The 21,255-nt window shown below is 62.9% G+C and carries 20 protein-coding genes and 1 tRNA gene; 9 read left to right on the top strand and 12 right to left on the bottom strand.

Annotated elements, in window-relative coordinates:
• Nucleotides 1–195: 195 nt before the first annotated feature.
• A complete protein-coding gene (locus ASD00_RS29350) occupies nt 196–453 on the bottom strand; it encodes a glycine zipper domain-containing protein (protein ID WP_025425020.1) in 258 nt (85 codons plus the stop codon).
• Nucleotides 454–885: 432 nt separating this feature from the next.
• On the opposite strand from ASD00_RS29350, the gene ASD00_RS29345 reads away from it, so the two are divergent.
• From ASD00_RS29345 to hemA, 4 genes are all read left to right on the top strand, one after another.
• Entirely contained in the window at nt 886–1,374 is a 489-nt protein-coding gene (locus tag ASD00_RS29345) for a (2Fe-2S)-binding protein (protein ID WP_057210823.1), read from the top strand.
• Between the two features lie 83 nt (nt 1,375–1,457).
• On the top strand, nt 1,458–3,806 hold the full coding sequence (locus ASD00_RS29340; RefSeq protein WP_057210822.1) for a xanthine dehydrogenase family protein molybdopterin-binding subunit: 2,349 nt from the start codon (nt 1,458–1,460) through the stop codon (nt 3,804–3,806).
• A gap of 15 nt (nt 3,807–3,821) precedes the next feature.
• The gene (locus ASD00_RS29335) at nt 3,822–4,619 is read left to right on the top strand and encodes a xanthine dehydrogenase family protein subunit M (RefSeq protein ID WP_025425017.1); all 798 of its coding nucleotides are present in this window, start codon (nt 3,822–3,824) and stop codon (nt 4,617–4,619) included.
• A 225-nt stretch (nt 4,620–4,844) separates the two neighbouring features.
• Nucleotides 4,845–6,059 (top strand): 5-aminolevulinate synthase, encoded by a 1,215-nt coding sequence (gene hemA / locus ASD00_RS29330; protein WP_057210820.1) that lies wholly within the window; start codon nt 4,845–4,847, stop codon nt 6,057–6,059.
• 102 nt (nt 6,060–6,161) lie between these two features.
• Here the strand turns inward: hemA and dxr are convergent, their stop codons facing one another.
• Nucleotides 6,162–7,337: a 1-deoxy-D-xylulose-5-phosphate reductoisomerase gene (gene dxr, locus ASD00_RS29325; RefSeq protein ID WP_025425015.1), complete on the bottom strand. Its 1,176-nt coding sequence runs from the start codon at nt 7,335–7,337 to the stop codon at nt 6,162–6,164.
• A gap of 252 nt (nt 7,338–7,589) precedes the next feature.
• Here dxr and ASD00_RS29320 point away from each other — a divergent pair, with 252 nt between their 5' ends.
• The 3 genes from ASD00_RS29320 (at nt 7,590) to ASD00_RS29315 (ending at nt 9,231) form a co-directional block, all read left to right on the top strand.
• On the top strand, nt 7,590–8,315 hold the full coding sequence (locus tag ASD00_RS29320; protein ID WP_025425014.1) for an META domain-containing protein: 726 nt from the start codon (nt 7,590–7,592) through the stop codon (nt 8,313–8,315).
• Between the two features lie 227 nt (nt 8,316–8,542).
• Complete coding sequence (locus ASD00_RS41055) at nt 8,543–8,704, top strand: Thivi_2564 family membrane protein (protein WP_107027568.1); 162 nt, start codon at nt 8,543–8,545, stop codon at nt 8,702–8,704.
• A 158-nt stretch (nt 8,705–8,862) separates the two neighbouring features.
• On the top strand, nt 8,863–9,231 hold the full coding sequence (locus tag ASD00_RS29315; RefSeq protein WP_025425013.1) for a VOC family protein: 369 nt from the start codon (nt 8,863–8,865) through the stop codon (nt 9,229–9,231).
• A 25-nt stretch (nt 9,232–9,256) separates the two neighbouring features.
• On the opposite strand, the gene ASD00_RS29310 is transcribed toward ASD00_RS29315, so the two are convergent.
• A complete protein-coding gene (locus ASD00_RS29310; protein ID WP_025425012.1) occupies nt 9,257–11,086 on the bottom strand; it encodes an ABC transporter ATP-binding protein in 1,830 nt (609 codons plus the stop codon).
• Between the two features lie 44 nt (nt 11,087–11,130).
• Complete coding sequence (locus tag ASD00_RS29305; protein WP_025425011.1) at nt 11,131–12,330, bottom strand: aminotransferase class V-fold PLP-dependent enzyme; 1,200 nt, start codon at nt 12,328–12,330, stop codon at nt 11,131–11,133.
• Between the two features lie 230 nt (nt 12,331–12,560).
• On the opposite strand from ASD00_RS29305, the gene ASD00_RS29300 reads away from it, so the two are divergent.
• Entirely contained in the window at nt 12,561–13,340 is a 780-nt protein-coding gene (locus ASD00_RS29300) for an IclR family transcriptional regulator (protein ID WP_051509186.1), read from the top strand.
• 19 nt (nt 13,341–13,359) lie between these two features.
• Here the strand turns inward: ASD00_RS29300 and ASD00_RS29295 are convergent, their stop codons facing one another.
• From ASD00_RS29295 to ASD00_RS29260, 8 genes are all read right to left on the bottom strand, one after another.
• Nucleotides 13,360–13,851 carry a RidA family protein gene (locus ASD00_RS29295; RefSeq protein WP_057210818.1) on the bottom strand — a complete coding sequence of 164 codons (492 nt, stop codon included), beginning with the start codon at nt 13,849–13,851 and terminating at the stop codon, nt 13,360–13,362.
• Nucleotides 13,852–13,895: 44 nt separating this feature from the next.
• Nucleotides 13,896–15,107 carry an amidohydrolase/deacetylase family metallohydrolase gene (locus tag ASD00_RS29290; protein WP_025425008.1) on the bottom strand — a complete coding sequence of 404 codons (1,212 nt, stop codon included), beginning with the start codon at nt 15,105–15,107 and terminating at the stop codon, nt 13,896–13,898.
• 3 nt (nt 15,108–15,110) lie between these two features.
• Nucleotides 15,111–15,980: an ABC transporter permease gene (locus ASD00_RS29285; RefSeq protein ID WP_025425007.1), complete on the bottom strand. Its 870-nt coding sequence runs from the start codon at nt 15,978–15,980 to the stop codon at nt 15,111–15,113.
• On the bottom strand, nt 15,980–16,921 hold the full coding sequence (locus ASD00_RS29280) for an ABC transporter permease (protein ID WP_025425006.1): 942 nt from the start codon (nt 16,919–16,921) through the stop codon (nt 15,980–15,982). The genes ASD00_RS29285 and ASD00_RS29280 overlap by 1 nt, the downstream gene beginning before the upstream one ends.
• A 114-nt stretch (nt 16,922–17,035) precedes the next feature.
• Nucleotides 17,036–18,565 carry an ABC transporter substrate-binding protein gene (locus ASD00_RS29275; protein ID WP_057210816.1) on the bottom strand — a complete coding sequence of 510 codons (1,530 nt, stop codon included), beginning with the start codon at nt 18,563–18,565 and terminating at the stop codon, nt 17,036–17,038.
• A 328-nt stretch (nt 18,566–18,893) separates the two neighbouring features.
• Nucleotides 18,894–19,313, bottom strand: a complete 420-nt coding sequence (locus ASD00_RS29270) for a BA14K family protein (RefSeq protein ID WP_038576546.1) — start codon at nt 19,311–19,313, stop codon at nt 18,894–18,896.
• 103 nt (nt 19,314–19,416) lie between these two features.
• The gene (locus tag ASD00_RS29265) at nt 19,417–19,917 is read right to left on the bottom strand and encodes a GNAT family N-acetyltransferase (protein WP_057210814.1); all 501 of its coding nucleotides are present in this window, start codon (nt 19,915–19,917) and stop codon (nt 19,417–19,419) included.
• A gap of 91 nt (nt 19,918–20,008) precedes the next feature.
• Nucleotides 20,009–20,085 (bottom strand) — tRNA-Arg (locus ASD00_RS29260).
• Between the two features lie 264 nt (nt 20,086–20,349).
• Between ASD00_RS29260 and ASD00_RS29255 the strand changes: the two genes are divergently transcribed.
• Nucleotides 20,350–21,246 carry an ROK family protein gene (locus tag ASD00_RS29255; protein WP_025425002.1) on the top strand — a complete coding sequence of 299 codons (897 nt, stop codon included), beginning with the start codon at nt 20,350–20,352 and terminating at the stop codon, nt 21,244–21,246.
• The last annotated feature ends 9 nt before the right edge of the window (nt 21,247–21,255 follow it).

The following is a 21,255-nucleotide window of genomic DNA, read 5'->3' as shown; positions in this document are numbered from 1 at the left end:
ATTGTGTTGTCGCGGGCCACCCGATTCCTGCGCGCTCGATACGGCTGCCGGGATCTGATGGCTGATCGGCAGATTGCCGAGACAGTCAGGAAAACGAAAACCCCTCACGGCAGGTGGCCATGAGGGGCGATGTTTCGTCCGGTCCGTCATTTGACAGGTGGACGTCGTGTCGATGTTGTCGACCGTCCTTGCGGCTTAGCGCGGGCAGGAGTCGATGTAGCGGCGGCCGTAGCGGTCGCGGTAGTAGCACTGGCCCGGCTGTTCGGTGACATGGCCGATGACCGCGCCCGAAACGCCGCCGATCGCAGCGCCCACAGCTGCGCCACGAACGTCACCGGTGATCGCGCCGCCGATGATCGCGCCCGAGACGGCGCCGATGCCGGCACCCTTTTCAGTCTGGGTGCAGCTCGCAACCGACAACGCAACCAGCACAAGTGCGATGGCTTTCTTCATTATTGTTCTCTCCGATCTCTACGGATCTCAGCCTGTCGCCTCGTCCGTCCCTGAGTGATTGGCGCAAAGACGAGATGTCTTTCTCCACTTGAACTTGCAAATTCAGAAAATAAACCGGCCGCTGTGAAAGTCTACAGGAGGTCCGGCGGATTCTCTTCGCCGCCAACATAATGATATCGTTCCTGAACGGGACATGAAGGCCCGATTTCAGCTAACACAACCATCACGCAAAATTTTTATCGCGCCTGACCCTTGGGCGGTTGCGACATTCCAAAAAAAGACAATGATACAAACAAGCCGCGGGAACCCGGAGGAGGGATATCGAGGCGAAGGGCATCGATAGCAGTTGGCGCGTACCTGGTCGCGTGAACAGATCATCACCCGGCTTACCGTTCGCGCTCGTGTTGGCATTGACCCACCCGGAGGAGCGAAATGGCGAAAATTACAATGACGGTCAACGGCCGTCAGGTGAGCGGTCAATGTGATGACCGGACGTTGCTGGTGCATTTCATTCGTGAGAACCTTGGGCTGACCGGCACCCATGTCGGCTGCGACACGTCGCAATGCGGCGCGTGCGTCGTTCATATGGACGGAATGTCGGTCAAGAGCTGTTCCACCCTCGCTGCGCAGGCGGCGGGCTCACAGGTCACCACCATCGAAGGACTGGCCGCCAATGGCGAGCTGCACCCGGTGCAGGCCGCCTTCAAGGCCAATCATGGCCTGCAATGCGGTTTCTGCACACCCGGCATGGTGATGACAGCGGTCGACATGATCCGCCGGCATGGCGGGCAGCTCGATGAGGCGACCGTGCGCGCCGAACTCGACGGCAATATCTGTCGTTGCACCGGCTACCACAACATCGTCAAGGCGATCCTTGCGGCGGCAGCCGAGATGGGCGGCGCCCGCGTCGCTGCCGAATGAAGTCCGGCCCGCGGCGATGACGTTTCGCCGCGATCACATTTCACCGCAGGACTTTCGCTGGATATCTCGGGAGGAGATCGGCAATGGGCGTTGAAGGTATTGGCGCGCGGGTGGCGCGCAAGGAAGACAAACGGTTCCTGACCGGCAAGGGGCGCTATACGGACGACATGTCGGTGCCGGGCATGAAATATGCGATCTTCGTGCGCAGTCCCTATGCGCATGCGAAGATCAAGTCGATCGACGCGGCGGCGGCCAAGGCCATGCCCGGCGTGATCGGCGTGCTCGACGGCGAGCAACTGCTCGCCGACGGTATCGGCAATCTCATCTGCGGCTGGATGATCCATTCCAAGGACGGATCGCCGATGAAGATGGGCGCCTGGCGGCCGCTCGCGCACGAGACGGTGCGTTACGTCGGTGACGCCGTCGCCATCGTCGTTGCCGACAGCATTGCGGAAGCGAAGGATGCCGCCGAAGCCGTCGTCGTCGATTACCAGGAACTGCCCGTCGTCACCGATGCGACCAAGGCGCTGGAGCAGGGGCAGCCGCAGCTTCACCCGGAAGCACCCAACAACTTGATCTTCGACTGGCAGATCGGCGATGCCGCCGCCACCGACAAGGCGATCGCCTCGGCTGCGCATGTGACCGAGATCACTATCCACAACAACCGCCTGTCGCCGAACGCGATGGAGCCGCGCGCCACGCTCGGGATCTATGATGGCGGCGACGATCACTACACCTGCTACACCACCAGCCAGAACCCGCATGTGGCGCGGCTGGTGATGAGCGCGTTCTATAATGTCGCGCCCGAAAACAAGCTGCGTGTCATCGCGCCGGATGTCGGCGGCGGCTTCGGCTCGAAGATCTTTATCTATCCGGAAGAGGTCGTCTGTCTCTGGGCCTCCAAGCGTACCGGCGTGCCGGTGAAATGGACCTCCGACCGCACGGAAGCCTTCCTGACCGATGCGCATGGCCGCGACCACCACTCGAAGGTGAAGATGGCGTTCGATGCCAACAACCGGATCATCGGGCTGAAGGTCGATACGGTTGCCAATCTCGGCGCCTACATGTCGTTGTTCTCCTCGTCGGTGCCGACCTATCTCTATGCGACGCTCCTGTCGGGCCAGTACGACATACCGGCGATCCACGCCAATGTGCGCACCGTCTACACCAACACTGCCCCGGTCGATGCCTATCGCGGCGCTGGCCGCCCGGAAGCGACCTATCTCCTGGAGCGCACCATGGAGACGGCGGCGCGAGAGCTTGGAGTTTCGCCGGCGGAACTCCGGCGGATCAACTTCATCCGCACCTTCCCGCACCAGACGCCCGTCATCATGAATTACGATGCCGGCGATTACGAAACCTCGCTCAATGCCGCGATGCAGGCCTCCGACTGGAACGGGTTTGCTGCCCGCAAGGCGGAAGCCGCTAAACGCGGGATGAAGCGCGGCATTGGCATGAGCTGCTATATCGAGGCCTGCGGCATCGCGCCGTCGGCGGCGGTCGGCTCGCTCGGTGCCGGCGTCGGTCTCTGGGAATCGGCCGAGGTCCGAGTCAATGCCGTCGGCACCATCGAGGTTCTGACCGGGTCGCACAGCCACGGGCAGGGGCATGAAACCACCTTCGCCCAACTGGTCGCCGATCGCTTCGGCGTGCCGATCGACAGCGTCAACATCGTCCACGGCGACACCGACAAGGTGCAGATGGGCATGGGCACCTACGGCTCGCGCTCGGGGGCGGTCGGCATGTCGGCCGTCGTCAAGGCGCTCGACAAGGTTGAAGCCAAGGCGAAGAAGATCGCCGCCCACCTGATGGAGGCGGATGAAAGCGACATCGTCATCGAGAACGGCGAACTCAAGGTCGCCGGCACCGACAAGACGGTACCGTGGTTCCAGATGGCGCTTGCCGCCTATACCGCCCACAACCTGCCGCCGGGCATGGAGCCGGGGCTGAAAGAGGGCGCGTTCTACGATCCGGCCAACTTCACCTTCCCCGCCGGCTGCTACATCTGCGAAGTGGAGGTCGATCCCGATACGGGGCAGACCAAGATCATCCAGTTCGTCGCCGCCGACGATTTCGGCAACATCATCAACCCGATGATCGTCGAGGGGCAGGTGCATGGCGGCCTGGCGCAGGGCATCGGCCAGGCGCTGCTCGAGGGCGTTCACTACGATCCGGCAAACGGCCAGCTCTTGACGGCAAGCTACATGGATTATGCCATGCCGCGGGCCGACGACCTGCCGTCATTCACGGTCTCGACCTCGAACACGCCCTGCCCGAACAATCCGCTCGGGATCAAGGGCTGCGGCGAGGCCGGCGCCATCGGCTCGCCGCCGGCGCTGATCAACGCCATCACCGACGCCATCGGCAACAACCGGCTGACGATGCCGGCGACGCCGCAAAAGGTGTGGGCTGCCGCCCATGCCGCAAACTGAGCGGGAGGACGTGTCATGTACGAGACCCATTATCACCGGGCGTCCTCTATCCAGGATGCCGTCAAACTCAAGCAGGCCGCAGGCGAGGGCAAATATCTCTCCGGCGGGATGACGCTGATCCCGACGATGAAGCAGCGGCTTGCCGCACCGACCGACCTCATCGATCTCAGGCATGTCGCGGAAATGAAGGGCATCAAGGTGACGGGGCGAACCGTGAGGATCGGTGCTGCGGCCACCCATTTCGACGTGGCGTCCTCCGCCGAGCTGGCGGCCGTGTGCCCGGCGATCTCAGGGCTTGCCAGCCATATCGGCGACCCGCATGTGCGCCACATGGGCACGATCGGCGGCTCCATCGCCAACAACGATCCGGCTGCCGACTACCCTTCGGCGATGCTGGCGCTCGATGCGACCATTGTCACCGATAGGCGGGAAATTGCCGCCGGCGATTTCTTCACCGGTCTTTTCGAGACCGCGCTCGAAGACGGCGAACTGGTGACCGCGATCGCCTTCGAGGCTCCGGCAAAGGCAGCCTACCAGAAGTTCGCCAACCCGGCCTCGCGCTACGCCATGACCGGCGTCTTCGTCGTGCGCCGGGACAATGGCGATGTTCGCGTCGCGGTGACGGGGGCCGGATCGAGTGGCGTCTTCCGGCACAAGGACATGGAGGCGGCGCTTTCGTCGCAGTGGTCGCCGGATGCGCTTGCCAATGTGCCGGTCGACGCTTCCGACCTGCTCTCCGACATCCACGCGGATGCCGCCTATCGCGCCAATCTGGTCAAGGTGATGGCAAAACGCGCGGTGGCTGCAGCATGAGCAATGCGGGCCTGTCTTGATGCGTCAAAAAGGGCGGTTTCGGCCGCCCTTTTTTCGTCCAAGCTTGACTTCGATCAAGCTTGGAGGGATTTACATGCGCTAAGGCTTTCTTTGGAACGGTTCAAAACTAGAGGCCTTTTGCCGCAGGCGGCGGCCGCGTCGCATTGCGGGGTTGACCCCCGGTCGCTTTGAATCAAAAAAAGCGGCAGGGCACTGGAGAAGATGATGGATTTCGAGAATTTCTTTAAAACCGAGCTGGACGGGCTGCATCAGGAAGGTCGCTACCGGGTTTTCGCCGATATCGCTCGCCATCGCGGCAACTTTCCGAAGGCCGCGCGCCACACGGCTGAAGGCATTCAGGAAGTCACCGTCTGGTGTTCCAACGACTATCTCGGCATGGGCCAGCACACCATCGTCACCGAGGCGATGAAACGCGCCATCGACGAATGCGGCGCCGGTGCCGGCGGCACCCGCAACATTTCCGGAACCAACCACTACCATGTGCTGCTCGAGCGCGAGCTCGCAGATCTGCATGGCAAGGAATCGGCGCTTCTGTTCACCTCGGGTTACGTGTCCAACTGGGCCGCCCTTGGAACGCTCTGTTCGAAGATTCCCGGTGTCATCGTCTTCTCAGACGCCGGGAACCACGCTTCGATGATCGAGGGGATTCGTCATTCCAAGTGCGAACGCGTCATCTTCAAGCACAACTCGGTGGCCGACCTCGAAGCCAAGCTTGCCGCAGCCGATCCGCGCGCGCCGAAGATCATTGCCTTTGAATCCGTCTATTCGATGGATGGCGACATTGCCCCGATCAAGGAGCTCTGCGATCTCGCCGACAAATACGGCGCGATGACCTATCTCGACGAAGTGCACGCCGTCGGCATATACGGCCCGCGTGGCGGCGGTATCGCCGAGCGCGAAGGCCTGATGCATCGCCTCACCGTCATCGAAGGCACGCTCGGCAAGGCCTTCGGCGTCATGGGCGGCTACATCACCGGCTCGACGGCGCTTTGCGATTTCATCCGCTCCTTTGCTTCGGGCTTCATCTTCACGACGGCGCTGCCACCGACGCTTGCGGCCGGTGCGCTTGCCTCCATCCGTCATCTGAAGGAAAGCCAGATCGAACGCTTCGCCCATCAGGAGCGCGTGCGCCGGCTGCGCTCGCTGCTCGACCAGCGCGGCATTCCGCATATGCCGAACCCGAGCCATATCGTGCCGGTCATAGTCGGCGACGCCGCCAAGTGCAAGTGGATCTCCGACCTGCTGCTCGACCATTTTGGCGTCTATGTGCAGCCGATCAACTACCCGACGGTGCCGACGAAGACCGAGCGCCTGCGCATCACTCCGACGCCGCTGCATTCGGATGCCGATATCGACCATCTGGTCGGCGCGCTGCATTCGCTGTGGTCGCGCTGCGCGCTGGCACGGGCCGTCGCGTAAGGCTTCACTTATCTTTCGAGAAATCTGCCCCTAACCTTCTCTCCGCGTGCGGGGAGAAAGTGGCGGCAGCCGGATGAGGGGCGGGAACGCCCGATCAGCAAACTATCGGATCAGCCCGGCAGCCAGTTGTCGGGCTTTTTCGTCGGCGGCAAAGACATCGTCCATGGTGACGGCCGCAGGCAGGTCCGAGAGCTTGTCCATTACCTGCTCGACAATTTCGGCCATGTCCAGGAACCCGGCCCGACCGGCGATGAAGGCTTCCAGCGCCGTCTCCTTGGCGCCGTTCAGCACGGCCCCCTGCACGCCGCCCTGTTCCATGGCGCGGCGCGCCAGGCGGATTGCCGGAAACCTGATTTCATCGGGCGCTTCGAAATCGAGGCGCGACAGCTTGGCGAAGTCGAGCCGTTCGATCGGCAGGTCGCAGCGGCTGGGATAGGAGAGCGCATAGCCGATGGCGGTGCGCATGTCGGGGCAGCCGAGCTGCGCCAGCACCGAGCCATCGGTGTAGCCGACCATCGAGTGGATGACCGACTGCGGATGCACGATCACCTCGATCTGCTCCGGCCTGAGGCCGAACAGGTGCTTGGCTTCGATCATCTCCAGCGCCTTGTTGAACATCGAGGCGCTGTCGATCGAGATCTTCAGACCCATCGACCAGTTCGGATGGGCGCGGGCGACGTCGGCCGTCACGTGGCGCATCTCTTCGAGTGTCTTGGTGCGGAAGGGGCCGCCGGAGGCTGTGAGGATGATGCGCTCGACGGCATGGCGCTGGTGCTCTTCCAGCACCTGGAAGATGGCGTTGTGTTCGCTATCGACCGGCAAGAGGCGGCCGCCGCCCTTCCTGACCGCTTCGATGAACAGGCTGCCGGCGGAAACCAGGCATTCCTTGTTGGCAAGCGCGATGTCGGCGCCGCGGCTTGCGGCGGCCAGCGTCGGGGCAAGTCCGGCATTGCCGACGATTGCCGCCATCACCCAGCCGGCGTCGCGCTCCGCCGCCTCGATCAGGCCGCTCCTGCCTGACGCAACCTCAATGCCGGTGCCGGAGAGCGCTGTCTTCAGGCTGGCGTAATGGCTGTCGTCGGCGGTAACGGCAAGCTCTGCGCCGTGGACAATCGCCTGCTGCGCCAGCAGCGGAATGTTGCCGTTTCCGGTCAGAGCGACGATCTCGAAACTGTCGCGACCGCCCAGCCGCTCGACGACATCGAGCGTATTGGTGCCGATGGAGCCGGTCGAGCCCAGGATCGTCAGTCGGCGCTTCGCGTTTTCGCGGGATGCCATGCCAATTCCCATGTTCTTGTTCGTTCTTCCAGCCTTACAGCGGGGCGGGGGCGCAAGCGCCCGGCCGAGCGCCTAACGCTCGCTCCGACAGAGGGAAGCCGCGTTTTGGTTTTGCCGAAAACCGATGCCGATCTTCATTGTATGCGCTAGGCTCTACAGGCGAAATCGACGTGCAACAAGGGCGCGGTCTTCAATCCGGCGTGTGATCGGGCTAAGAATCGGACGACGAGTCGAAGCGCGAAGGAGTTCCCGATGCTGAAAGTCGCCACCGCCCTTTCCTGCGCCTGCGTGCTGATCGAAATGGCCTCAATGCAGACGGTCGCTGCCGAAAACGTGCCGCAACAGCTTGTCGGCATCTGGCTTGCCGAAGATATCGCCGGCCGCGGGGTGATCGACAATCTTCAGTCGACGCTGGAGATCCGCGACGATGGAACCTATGGCGGCATGGCCGGCTGCAACCACTTTACCGGTACTTTCAGCCTTTCCGGTGCGAAGATCACCTTCGGCCCGGCGGCCTCGACCCGCAAGATGTGCGTGCCGGCGGTGATGGATCAGGAACAGAAATTCCTGGCGGCACTGCGCACCGAGCTTTCCTGGGATGTCGAAGGGTCGAAACTGATCCTCGGCAAGTCGGCCGGCGCGCCGGCGCTGACGCTGGCGTCGATGGCAGCGGGCGGATCGGGCAGTGTCGATGTCACGATTTCGGTTCCGGGGGCAGAGACCGTCGATCGCCAGTCGGCGCGCTATGACTGCGGCGGCAAGACGGTCGAAGCCGAATACATCAATGCCGGCCCGGCCTCATTGGTGACCTTCACCCTCGACGGCAACTTCACCGTCGCCTCTAACGTGATTTCCGCATCGGGTGCCAAGTATGCCGGCGGCCAGTATATCTGGTGGACGAAAGGTGACGAGGCAACGCTCTACGATGCGACGAAGGGCGAGAATGATGCCGGGATCGCCTGCAAGGCGGCCGGCTGACACCCTTCTCCCGATCTTCCATGCAATCAACGCTGATGAGCCAGTCGTGCGCGGCATGATCGCCGCGAGCTCTGATTTCGTGTGCGCGGAACTGCTGCCAGTCGGCAGGGACGGAGGCCGGAACCCAGCCTTATCTAAATAAGTATTTGCCAGTATTGGAACTTTTCGGCTCGCCTCATAGTTACAACTCAGACGACTTCGCGTCGCCTTGAAAAGGGAGTTTGTCTATGGGGCTTCTTATCAGCATTCTGATCACGTTCCTCGTCATCGTGCTCGTGCTTTATCTGGTTCAGCGCCTGCCGCTGGACGGCCGGGCGAAACAGATCGTGCAGGCTATCGTGCTCGTTATCGGTATCATCTCGCTGTTGAAATATCTGGCCGTCTTCTGACGCAGACGCCGACCTCAGTGGTTAGCATGGTCCGACAAGGCCGCCGGCTCCATCCTCGGAGCGGCGGCTTTTTTGCGCCGGGCATGATTTCGATGCTGACAAAAGCTGACAGTGGCACGCGCTAGCTTGCGACCATCGAACAACGGAGATGATCGACGATGCTGACCCCGAACCTCATCCTGCTTTACGTGGAAGATCCTGAACAGAGCGCCGCCTTCTACACACGGCTGCTTGGCCGTGGGCCGGTTGCGGCCTTTCCGGCCTACGTCGCCTATGCCCTCGATAACGGCCTGAACTTCAGCCTCTGGTCCACCAAGGCCGCGAACTTCGTCTCCTCCGGTTCGGGCCACCGGATGGAGATCGCCTTCATGGTCAAGGACGACGCCGAGGTCGAGCGGCTTTACGCGGAATGGCGCAAGGCTGGGATCCCGATCGAGCAGGACCTGATGACCGCCGTCTTCGGCCGCACCTTTGTCGCGCTCGATCCCGATGGCCATCGCCTGCGCGTCTGCACGCCAGACAAGTGACGGCGCGGTTTTAAGCGCCCGCTTTCTACACTTGCACGAAGTGCTCCGCCGAAATCTGGCGGTACTGCCGCTCGCCCACGACATAGTCGGGCGCGCGCATCGGGCTCTTGATCTCGTCGCTGGCGACATTGCGCCTGGTGTGCCGCCGGGTCGGATCGGCGATCGGCACGGCTGCCATCAGCTTGCGGGTGTAGGGGTGCTGCGGGTTTTCGAAGATATCGGTGCGCGGGCCGATCTCGACGATCTCGCCGAGATACATTACCGCGACACGGTGGCTGACGCGTTCGACGACGGCCATGTCGTGCGAGATGAAGAGATAGGCAAGGCCGAGGCTCGCCTGCAGGTCGAGCAGAAGGTTGATGACCTGCGCCTTGATCGAGACGTCGAGGGCCGAGACCGATTCGTCGGCAACGATGACCTTCGGATCGAGCGCCAGCGCCCGCGCAATGCAGACACGCTGGCGCTGTCCGCCGGAGAATTCATGCGGGTAGCGCGCGGCCATGTCGGCCTGCAGGCCGACGCGCTCCAGCAGGTCGGCGACCTTGTCGCGGGCCTGGCTCGCGGTGCCGAGCTTGTGCTCGAGATAGGGTTCGGCGATCGCAGCCCCCACGGTCATGCGAGGATTGAGGCTGGCGAAGGGATCCTGGAAGATCATCTGCATGGTCCGGCGCATTTCGCGCAAGCGTTTGCGATCCATGGCCAGCACGTCCTGGCCGTTGAGAACGACCGACCCGCTCTGCGGTTCGATCAGCCGCATGATGGCGCGACCGGTGGTCGACTTGCCGCAGCCGGATTCGCCGACGAGCGACAGCGTTTCGCCCGGCTGCAGGCTGAAGGAGACGTTTTCGATGGCGTGCACGCGGCCCTGCAGCTTGCCGAGCAGCCCGGCATGAATGTCGAAGCGCTTGACGAGGTTTTTCACCTCAAGGATCGGGCGGGTCTGAGCGACCGTGCTCGTTCCCTCGGCCGGCGTATCCGGCAGGCCAGTGACGCTGTCGATAACAGGAAAACGCAGCGGCTGCGGCTTGCCCTTCATCGAGCCGAGCATCGGTACGGCCGAGAGAAGTGCGCGGGTATAGGGATGTTTGGCGCGCAGGAAGATGTCGTCCGTCCGGCCGGTTTCCACCGCTTCGCCGCGGAACATCACCACGGTGCGGTCGGCGATCTCCGCAACCACGCCCATGTCGTGGGTGATGAACAGGACGGACGTTCCTTCCTCCTCCTGCAGCACCTTGATGAGGTCGAGGATCTGTCCCTGGATCGTCACGTCGAGGGCGGTCGTCGGCTCGTCGGCGATCAGGAGCTTCGGACGGCTGGCAAGCGCCATGGCGATCATGACGCGCTGGCGCATGCCGCCGGAGAAGCGGTGCGGGTATTCGTCGAAACGGGAAGCGGCCGACGGGATCCTGACCTTGTCGAGCAGGCGAATGGTCTCGGCCTTCGCTTCCGCCTTGCTCATCGGTCGATGGCAGAGCAGCGCTTCGGAAATCTGGTCGCCGATGGTGAACAGCGGGTTCAGGCTGGTCATCGGCTCCTGGAAGATCATCGCCACTTCGTTGCCGCGCACGCGGCGCATGTCGCTTTCCGGCAGATCGAGGATGTTGCAGCCGCCGAGCATGACTCGCCCTTCGGTTCGGCTCATGTCCTTCTGCAGCAGGCGCATGATCGAAAGGGACGTCACGCTCTTGCCCGAGCCGGATTCACCGACGATCGCCACCGTCTCTCCCGGCATGACCGAGAACGAGATGTCCCGCACCACAGGCTTCCAGGCGCCGTCGACCAGAAACGAGGTTGTCAGGTTCTCGACCGAAAGCACAGCTTTCGACGGATCGGTGGCAGCGTCGGTGCGGGTCATGTCTCACATTCCTTGTCGTTCTGCACGGGGTGGGCGGATCGGTCTCAGTCGGGCCAGCGCAACAGGCCGGCGAAGCGGCGGGCATTGCGCTCATGAAGCGGCGTGGCGATGATCTCGTTGGAGCTGCGCGCCTTTGTCAGCTCCTCGGAAAGGCGGTCTGCCACGATGGTTTCCTGGCCGGGGTGCAGGTTGCAGGGGTCGAGATAGAAGTAATTGTGCTCGACCTCGTGGTCGCGCACGATGATCGGCGGCTGACCGCGCGCCAGCGCATCGGCGAGATCCCAGGCGGTGATGTGGGCTTCCTGCGGATCGATGGTGACGCGCAGGCGGTCGAGCGGATTGCCGGTCGGGTCAGCTTCGATCACGTGCTTGACGCCCGGGCGGCCGTCGAGCGTGTCGCGCCAGAGATGGAGATAGCCGGCCTCGCGGTCGCGGATCCCCTGGTGGTCGCGCGTTTCCCAGGCGATGAGGGCTGCCATCACGCCGAGCATGCTTTCCTTGCCGACCTTCATGCCGCGGCCGATGCCGAGGTTCTGCAGGAAGGCGTTGCGCACCAGCGTCTTTTCGCCGGCGACGATGCCGGAGGTCGGGCCGCCCAGGAATTTGTGACCGGAATAGAGGACGATGTCCGCGCCCTGTTCGAGGAAGATCTTCAGATCATATTCGGATGCGGCATCGACGATGACCGGCACGCCCTTGGCATGGCAGGCCTCGGCGAATTCCTTGAGCCCGATAAGGCCGTACTGAACCACATGGTGGGAGACGACATAGATGGCAGCCGCCGTGCGCTCGTTGATGGCGCCTTCGATGTGATAGCGATAGGCCGACGTCGCCTGGCCGACGAGCACCGGCTTGCCGCCGGCAATGCGGATCGCCTGGTCGACCGGCGCACCATAGCTGACGACATGGCCCATCTGGATGATGACTTCGTTCTTCAAGCCCGTGGCATCGGGCAGGCGCTCGATCGCGGCGAGGTCGTTGCCGGTCATGGTGCCGGCGACTGCAAGGCTGATGCCGGCGGAGCAGGAGGCGGTGATGAAGCCGGCCTCGGCGCCCGTCAGCCGGGCAATCACCGGGCTGATCTTGCGCTGCAGGTCGTTGATCTCGACGAATTGCGGCAGTATGCCTGTCATCGCGGCGATCGCTTCCGGAACCACGATCGATGCGCCGAGGCTGGTCATCGTGCCGGATACGTTGATAACGGGCCGAAGTCCGAGAGCTTCGCGGATGTCGCGGTCAGGCATGGTGGTCTCCATATGATTTTCTGGCAGTCGGAACAGGTTAAGCTATTCCGTTTTCGCGGAATATCTACCATAGTAATGAGATATGAACGGGCCGTTTCGGATCGCCGAACCGGCCGTTGTCGCGGGTGAGACGGAAAGCCGTTGCTGACCGCCCATCTGATGCGAATTTCGAATTGCATGGGAGTAGACCCTTGGACAAGACGACGATTGCCGCCGAAGCCGGCGACGACATGGAGCCGACCGGCAAGACCCGCCGTTCGCGCGTAAGCGGCATGGATCGGGCATTGCAGGTGCTCGACTTCCTCTACGAGACCGGTTCTCCGAGCGGCGTCTACGCGATTGCCAAAGCGGTCGGCGCGCCGCTGTCGACGGCCTATGTCATCGTCGACGACATGGTGGAAAAGAACCTGCTCAGCCGCGATGCCGACGGCCAGGTCTGGCTCGGTGACAGGCTCTACCATTACGGTCTCGCCTATGCGCGCTCGCTCGATTTCCTCGGCGTGGCGACGCGGGAGATGCATGATCTCGGTCGCGAGGTTGCCGAAACCATCCAGCTCTGCGGTCGCGACGGCGACTACATGCAGGTGCTCGCCATGGCGGACGGCCCCGGCCATTTCCAGGTGACATCCAGGGTCGGCACCCGGGTGCCGCTTAACTGGACGGCCTCCGGACGATTGCTGGTCGGCCATCTGCCCTCCGACGAGAGGTTGGAGCTGTTCCGCCGTTGCGCCCGCACATCGCCGACGGGCCGGGCCGATGTAGATCCGGCCGCACTGTCGAGCCAGGCCGAGACGGCGCTTGCCGCCAAGCTTTCGATCCAGGCCGGTGAATCCGACTATGCGGTCGCCTGCGTCGCCGCCCCGATCCTCGACGACAAGGGCAGCTGCGTCGCGACCATCTCCATCGTTCTGCCCGAACAGAAGATCGTCGACGATCGCAACTTCTACGCCGATCACGTCAGGGTTTCCGCCGAGCGGATCGAGAAGATGATGGGCTGGCGCAGCCATTGATCCGACCTCCCTTAAACCGTCACTCGTGAAGCGAGACGATCGCTTCGATCTCGACGGTGATGTTGCCGGGAAGCGATCCGAAACCGACGGCCGAGCGGGCATGCTGCCCCGCTTCGCCGAAGATGTCGATCAGCAGGTCGGAGCAACCATTGATCACCTGCGGATGATCGGCGAAGTCCGGTACGGCGTTGACCATGCCGAGGAGCTTGACGATGCGCTTGACGCGGCCGAGATCGCCGAGCGCATCATGCATCACCGCCAGCAGATTGATGCCCGTCAGCCGCGCGTGCTCATAGGCGCTTTCAACGTCGACGTCGGCGCCGACCTTGCCGGCATGCAGGTGGCCGTCGACCTCGCGCGGGCCCTGTCCGGAGAGGTAGAGAATGTTGCCCTCCTGAACATGGGTGACGAAGTTGGCGATCGGCGGCGGTGCCGGGGGCAGGTCGATGCCGAGGGCTGCAAGCCTCTGGTAGGGCGAAGCCGGCACACGGCCCTTGGTCTTATGGTCCAAACTGTTCACGCGATATCCTGCCAGTTTCTGTGTTCTGTGATGGTTCAACGGTAGCTGAAGCCGTGGCTGTGGTCGGGGCATTCGACATGCTGCGGCTGGTATCTGTTTGCCGCCACGACGTCCGTGCCCATGAGCGCATATCGCGGCTCGAAGAGGCGGTTGAGATGCGCTTCGGCTCCAAGTGAATCGAAGACGCGCAGTTCGGAATCGACGAGATCGAAGAGGGTGAACTCGGCGCGCGCGCCGACGGTCAGAAGCCCGTCCATCGGCAGGCGAATGACCGAGGCCGGAGCCTGCGTCACGGCCTCGACGACCTTTTCGAACTGCATGCCGACGCTCAAGAGCTTCGACATGGTGGTGCCGAGGTCCCAGACTGACTGGTTCATGCTGCGCAGGTGCACATCGGTGGAGATCGAGAAGGGCAGCAGGCCGCGGGCAATGGCGACTTCCGCGACGCGGAACGAAAACGACGCGCCGCCATGGCCGATGTCGAGCCGGATGCCTTCGCCGGCGCAGCGCTCGGCAAGCTCGAACAGGTCTTCGTCCTCGATGATGCTACTGCCGGCCTTGCCGTTGAAGCAATGGGTGACGATGTCGCCGGGGCCGAGGATTTCAAGCACTTCGTCATAGAGCGCCGGCGGTTCGCCAACATGCACCATCATCGGGATCTTGAGGATCTTGGCGATCTTCTTGCCGAGCTTGACCGGGGTTACGCCCCAGGAGCCGGTGATCACGTGGCTGGCGCGCACTTTCAGGCCGACGATATGCTCGCGGTTTTCCTGGTAGCAGGCGATGATGCGGTCGATGTCAATCGAGCGGATGTCGCTGAGCTCGCTGACGCGGTTGCAGGCGACGAGGCCGATCGAGCCGAGATTGAGGAAGGCCTTGATGCGCTCGCGCGCCGGCTCGATGATGTATTCGCGAAAACCATGGAAGTTGGCTTCGCCGGCCGAACCGGCGTCGACGATGGTGGTGACGCCGCGCTCCATGCCGCAGAGTTGCGGCCGGACCGAAATGTCGGTGCCGCCATGCCAGACATGGGCGTGCAGATCGATCCAGCCGGGCGAAATCCAGGCACCCTTGCCGTCGATGCGCTGGGTGCCTTCAGGCGCCGACAACTGGCTGCCGATGCGGGCAATGGTGCCGTCGCCACCGATCAGGATGTCGACGGTTTCGCTCGGTGCCGCCATGCCGAAGGCGACGGGCTTCACGTTGCTGATCAGCACGGGGCTGGTGCTACGGGTTGCGGTGGGCATGGATCACAGGTCCTTTCTGAGGCGGGGGTCGAGCATGTCGCGCAAACCATCGCCAACCATCTGCAGGGACAGAACCGAAAGCACGATGGCGATGCCGGGAAACAGCGTCACCCAATCGGCCTGTCCGATATATTGCCGGCCCGAGGCGATCATCGTGCCCCAGGTCGGGATCTCAGGACTGACGCCGACGCCGAGGAAGGAAAGCCCGGCTTCGGCCAGCATGGCATGGGCAAACAGGAACGTGCCCTGCACCAGGATCGGCGAGAGCAGGTTGCGCAGCACATGCCGCGTCATGATGTGCGGCGTCGAGATGCCGAGCGCGCGAGCCGCCTCGACATAGGGCAGCTCGCGGATCACCAGCGTCGAGGCGCGCACCACCCGCGCCAGCCGCGGCGCGTAGACGACGCTGAGCGCGACGATCACCGTCGTCAGCGACGGGCCGAGGGCGGCGACGAGCGCGATCGCCAGCAGGATATCGGGAAAGGCCATCATCGCGTCGATCAGGCGGGCGATCGGCGCGTCGAGCTTCGGAAAGAAGCCGGCGACGAGGCCCATGACGACACCGACGATCGTTGCGAGCGTGACGACGGCGGCGCCGACGAGCAGCGAAAGCCGGCCGGCATAGAGCGTGCGCGAAAACACGTCGCGCCCGAATTCGTCAGTGCCGAAGAACCATTGCAGGCTCGGCGGCGACAGGCGGTTGACGATCGACAGCTTGCCGGGCGCATAGGGCGCGATCAGCGGCGCGAAGACGGCCAGGAGCACGAAGACGACGAGAACGAAGAGACCGAAGGCAACGGTCTTGCGCTTGAGCAGGCGGCGCAGGAACTTGGCACGCTCGCTTGCGACAGGGGTTGATACGGTGGCGGTCATCAGTAGCGAACCCTTGGATCAACGAGGAGATAGAGCATGTCGATCGCGAAATTGATCAGCACGTAAAGAGCGGCGATGACGAGCAGCGCGCCCTGGATCACAGGGTAGTCGCGCCTGAGCACGGCGGAGACGACGAGATTGCCGACGCCCGGAAGGCCGAAGACGGTTTCTGTGACGACGGCGCCGGAGATCAGAACCGCGGCGGTGAGACCGATGATGGTCAGGATCGGGATGAGGGCATTCTTCAGCGCGTGTTTCATTACCACCTTGCGTTCGCCGAGACCCTTGGCGCGGGCGGTGCGGATGAAGTCGTCGCCGAGCACATCGAGCATCGAGGCGCGGGTAAAGCGCAGGATCAGCGCCGAGGAGACGACCCCGAGCGCAATGGCCGGCAAGGTCAGATGGTACATGCGCTCTGCGAAGGATGAACCCGGCCCGCCGTAACCCGAAACCGGGAACCAGCCGAGGCGGACCGCGAGGAACTGGATGAGGATCAGGCCGAGCCAGAAGCTCGGAATGCTGGCGGCAAGCATCGCCAGCGTGGTGGCCGCCTGGTCGACGAAGGAGCCGCGGCGGTAGGCGGCGTAGATGCCGATCGGCAGCGCAATGCCGCTGGCGATCAGAATCGAGAACAGGGTCAGGAAGAAGGTCGGCTCGGCACGCTCGGCAAGCGCCGAAGTGACCGGCTGGTTGAGGAAGATCGACTGGCCGAGATCGCCCTGCAGCAGCTGCCCGATATAGTAGACATATTGCAGGCCGAGCGACTGGTCGAGACCAAGCTTGGTGCGCAATTCGGCGATGTCTTGCTGCGTCGCTTCCGGTCCGAGCATGACGGCGGCGGGATCGCCGGGTGTCACGCGGACGATGACGAAGACAATGGTGACGACGAGCGCCATGACCACGATCATGCCGAACAGGCGCTGGAGAATATAGCGTATCATGGGTGCCTCGAACTTCTTCCGCACGGGCACTGGCAAGGCAGCGCCGGGCTATCCGGCGGGCAGCAATCCGTGAAGGGAAAGACCGCCCGCCGAAGGCTTCAAGTGGATGAAAGCTTACTTCTTGATCGAAGCGTTCCAGAAGTAGGGCCACGGCGCGGGGGAGACGCCGTCAAGCGTCTTGGTCTTTACCGACAGGGCGTTGAAGTCGCCGATCTTGATGAACGGCACTTCCTCGTAGATCACCTTCTGGACGTCGGCCCAGAGTGTGACGCGCTTGCCAGCATCCGATTCGGCGTTGAAGGCATCGACGGCCTTGGCGCGGGCCGGCGTATCCCAGTTTCCGGGCGCCTTGGTCGACATCATGCCGATCAGCGCCGGTTCCGGCAGGAACGGGCTGTGGGTGATATAGATATCCCAGAGTGTCGGGTCGGCGCGGCGCTGGGTGAGCGTTGCCCAGTCGACCACCTGCAGATCGACGGTGAAGCCCGCGAGCTTCAGATACTCGGCGGCGACCTGTGCCATTTTGTAGTGGAACTCGTACTGGCGGCTGGTCAGGATGCGCAGCGGCTCACCCTTGTAGCCGGTAGCCTTCAAGAGTTCGCCTGCCTTTTCCGGATCGGCGACATTGTAGCCGCCTTCCGTGCCGGCTTCGGTGCGCCAGACATACTGCGCCGGGTAGAGGGCGGCATCGAGCGCGTAGAAGTCGGTGCTGCCGAAGGCGGCCGCCATCATGTCTTCCATGCTGAGTGCGGCGCGGATCGCCTTGCGCAGTTCCAGATTCTTGGTCATGCCGTTGCCTGAGTTGAGGACAAAGACAGGCCAGCCGAAAGGCTGCAGCATCACAGGTTCGGAAGCGCTCGAGCCTTTCACCCGTTCGAAGGATTCGACCGGCAGCGAATCGACGTAGTCGTACTGACCGGAGACGGCGGCCTCGACACGGGTGTTCGGGTCGGGAACCGGCACGAAGCGGATCTCGTCGGCATACTGGTGACGCGCGCCGCCATAACCGTTGCTTTCGCCCTCGGGCGAGACATAGCCGTCGTAACGCTCAAGCTGGATGTACTGGTCGGCCTTGCGCTCCTTGAGCTTGTAGGGGCCGGTGCCGACGAAATCGACCATCGGCTCAGCCTGCTTTTCCGAAGGCAGTACGATTGCCGCGGAATTGTTGAAGGCGAGCAGCGAGACCAGCGGCGCATAGGGGGTGTTGAGCGAGATCTTGACCGTGGTCGGGTCGACGGCCTCGATGCCGGCGATCGTCGTTGCCGTCTGCTTGCCGCGCGAGGCGGTCTTCGTCCAGCGCTCGAGCGAGGCGACGACGTCGGTCGCATCCATGTCGGTGCCGTCATGGAACTTGACGCCGGAGCGCAGCTTGATCGTGTAGGTTTTGCCGTCGGCGCTGATTTCCGGCATGGCCACAGCCAGAAGCGGCGTCGGCTTCCAATCCTTGTCGAAGGTGTAGAGCGTCTCGAACATATGCTGCGAGACGATGCCGACCAGGTCGGCCGTCGAAGCCATAGGGTCGAGCGTCGGCGGCTCGCCGACCGTGGCGACGTTGATGACGCCGCCCTTTTCCTGCGCGAAGGCGAAGGACGAGGAGGCGATGAGTGCCGTTCCCAGAAGCAGTGCAATCCTTGCTGATTTCATCTTATGTTCCTCTCTTATAGTTATATCATAGTTATGTACTAAGATACTTTATATTGGAATGATAAGGTCAGCCTTACGGAAATGTCAAGCCGCAGCCAAAACCGACGGTCATCATGGCAGCGGGGCCGGCGACGCTGATCAGTCAGGGGAGGGATCGATGAGGGAGCACTTTTCGCTTTGGGCGGGCACGCATTGATCAAGCGGAGCGCGCTGCGCGACGCTTGAACACGACGAAATCGGCTGTCCTGCGCTCAGGAAAGTGCTTGCCTTACATCAGGTTATGCTTTCACCCGCCGCCCAGACGGGCGGCAGGGCCTTCATCGCAGGTTTACCGATAAGGCGAGTAGCAGGCGCGGCGGGCGCCATAATAGGGCTGGAAGGTATTGTCCCATGCCCGGTAGGAGCTGTATCGACTGTAGCACCAGCTCGTATGGGCGTTGCCGCCATAGTACCGTCTCGGCTGGGCCATCAGCCCGCCGATGATGGCGCCGGCGGCAAGGCCGCCGATGATCGCGCCTACATTGTCATCGTCGTCGTCGTCATCCCAGTGGCGGTGACGGTAATAGCGCCGATCGCCCCGCCATCGGTAGCCATCGTATCCGCGATACCAGCGGCGGTGATAGTACTGCACGGTCTCGACGTCGGAGATGCCTGCCTTCATGGGTGTTACCGACGGGAATGCCTGTACCGGGGCTGCGCTGGAGAAGGCCGTTGCCAGCGAAAGCGCAACAATTGCCAGCTTTTTCATTGGCTTCACCATTTCCTTTCATTGGGGAAATGGATGAGGGCATGTTTTGTGCCGGAGAACGGGCAGAAACTCACGGCTTCGTGAATGCGCGGCAATCGGTTGGCTAGACGCTGAACTCTTCGAGCCTCTGCATGAAAATGCCGAAGCCGGCGCGGCGATAGGTGTCCTGTGCCTTGGCGTGATCCCAGGTATCCGTGTGCAGCCAGACGCGATCCGGTGCCCGATCCCAGATGGCACGCAGTGAGCCATCGAGAAGAAACGGCCCCAGCCTTCTTCCCTGCGCTTGCGGGATCAGGCCGAAATGGGTGAGTTCGACATCGCAAGTGTCAGCGCGCTCGAATTCGCAGAGCCCGACGGCACTGCCTTCCACCCGCAGGATATAGAGCGCGGTCGACGGGCTGCGCAAAAAGGCATCGAGCTCATCGGCAGGCATGCGCAGTCGCTGATCCCAGCGCAAAGGTTCGGCGACTGCGCGGTAGAGCGAGAGGAATTCCTCTGCTGCCAAGCGCTCAGGCGCAAACGCCGTGCCCTCGACAGGCGGCAGCAAAGGCTCGCCAGTCGGCCGAGTGCGCATTTCCATGTAGGTCACAAGCAGCTGAACCATGATCGCTTACATCGGCATCGGGTGCATCGGCATCGCAAGAGCCGGCTCGGCGGAGCGTCGCGCCTGTGATTTGTCCTGCTGACGAGAAGGATGGTGATCCCGGCGCGATTCGAACGCGCGACCCCCAGATTAGGAATCTGGTGCTCTATCCTGCTGAGCTACGGGACCACTCGGATAGCACCCATACAAAAGCAAGGCCTCTTCGCCAAGTGTTTTTGCGCGGTGCCTTCGCGAAATAGGGCATGGCGTGCGGTGCCGGGAATGCAGGGGATTGCGGAAGGCGCCTGTCCAATCCGGTTTCCTCCTCTACCGAGGCGTGCCGAAATCGGGGGCTGGTGTTTCCCGTCTTTCGGATGCTAAGCAGTGATCAGCGCCGGCTTGAGGAGGCTGGCGCTCCTTCATGCGACCTTCACCCAGAGACCTGATCCAGACATGTTCATCGGAATTGATTGGGGCGGCACGAAAATGGAAGTCATCGCGCTTGATCGCGATGGTGAAACGCGCGCCCGCCACCGCGTCGCGACCCCGACCAGCGGCTATGACGACTGCATTCTGGCCGTTCACGGCCTTGTTGCCGCCGCCGAAAAGACGGCGGGCGAACAAGGATCGATCGGCATCGGCATTCCCGGCAGTCCCAATCCGCGCACCGGTATCGTGCGCAACTCCAACGCTGTGCTGATCAACGGCAAGCCGCTCGGGCGCGACCTCGAACAGGCGCTCGGCCGCAAGGTGCGGCTCGCCAACGACGCCAATTGCCTGGCGGTGTCGGAGGCAGTCGACGGTGCCGGCAAGGACGCGCAGACAGTGTTCGGCGTGATTGTCGGCACCGGCCATGGCGGCGGGCTGGCGATCGGCAAGAAGGTGCATGCCGGCTACCAGGGCGTCGCCGCCGAAATCGGCCACTATCCGCTGCCATGGATGACCAAGGACGAGTATCCCGGCCACAAATGCTGGTGCGGCAAACACGGCTGCCTCGACATGTACGCCTGCGGCACCGGGGTCGAGCTCGACTATCGCCTGACCACCGGCGTCGAAAAGCGTGGTCGCGATATCATCGAGGCGAAGCGGGCCGGCGATCCGGCGTCAACAGGCGTCTACAATCGTTTCGTCGACCGGCTGGCGCGCAGCCTTGCGCTTTTGACCAACATCGTCGACCCGGATGTCTTCGTGCTCGGCGGGGGCATGTCGAATGTCGACGAGATCTATGAGGATGTGCCGCCGCGGGTGGTCAACTACCTCTTTGGCGACAGTTTCGAAACGCCTGTTCGCAAGGCGATGCACGGGGACAGTTCCGGCGTGCGCGGCGCGGCTTGGCTCTGGAAGGATTGAGCGGAGGCT

The organism is Ensifer sp. Root31 (assembly GCF_001424825.1).
GTDB classification, from domain to species: domain Bacteria; phylum Pseudomonadota; class Alphaproteobacteria; order Rhizobiales; family Rhizobiaceae; genus Ensifer; species Ensifer canadensis.
The sequence above is the reverse complement of the archived record's forward strand: the minus strand, read 5'-3'. Positions and strand labels throughout refer to the sequence as shown.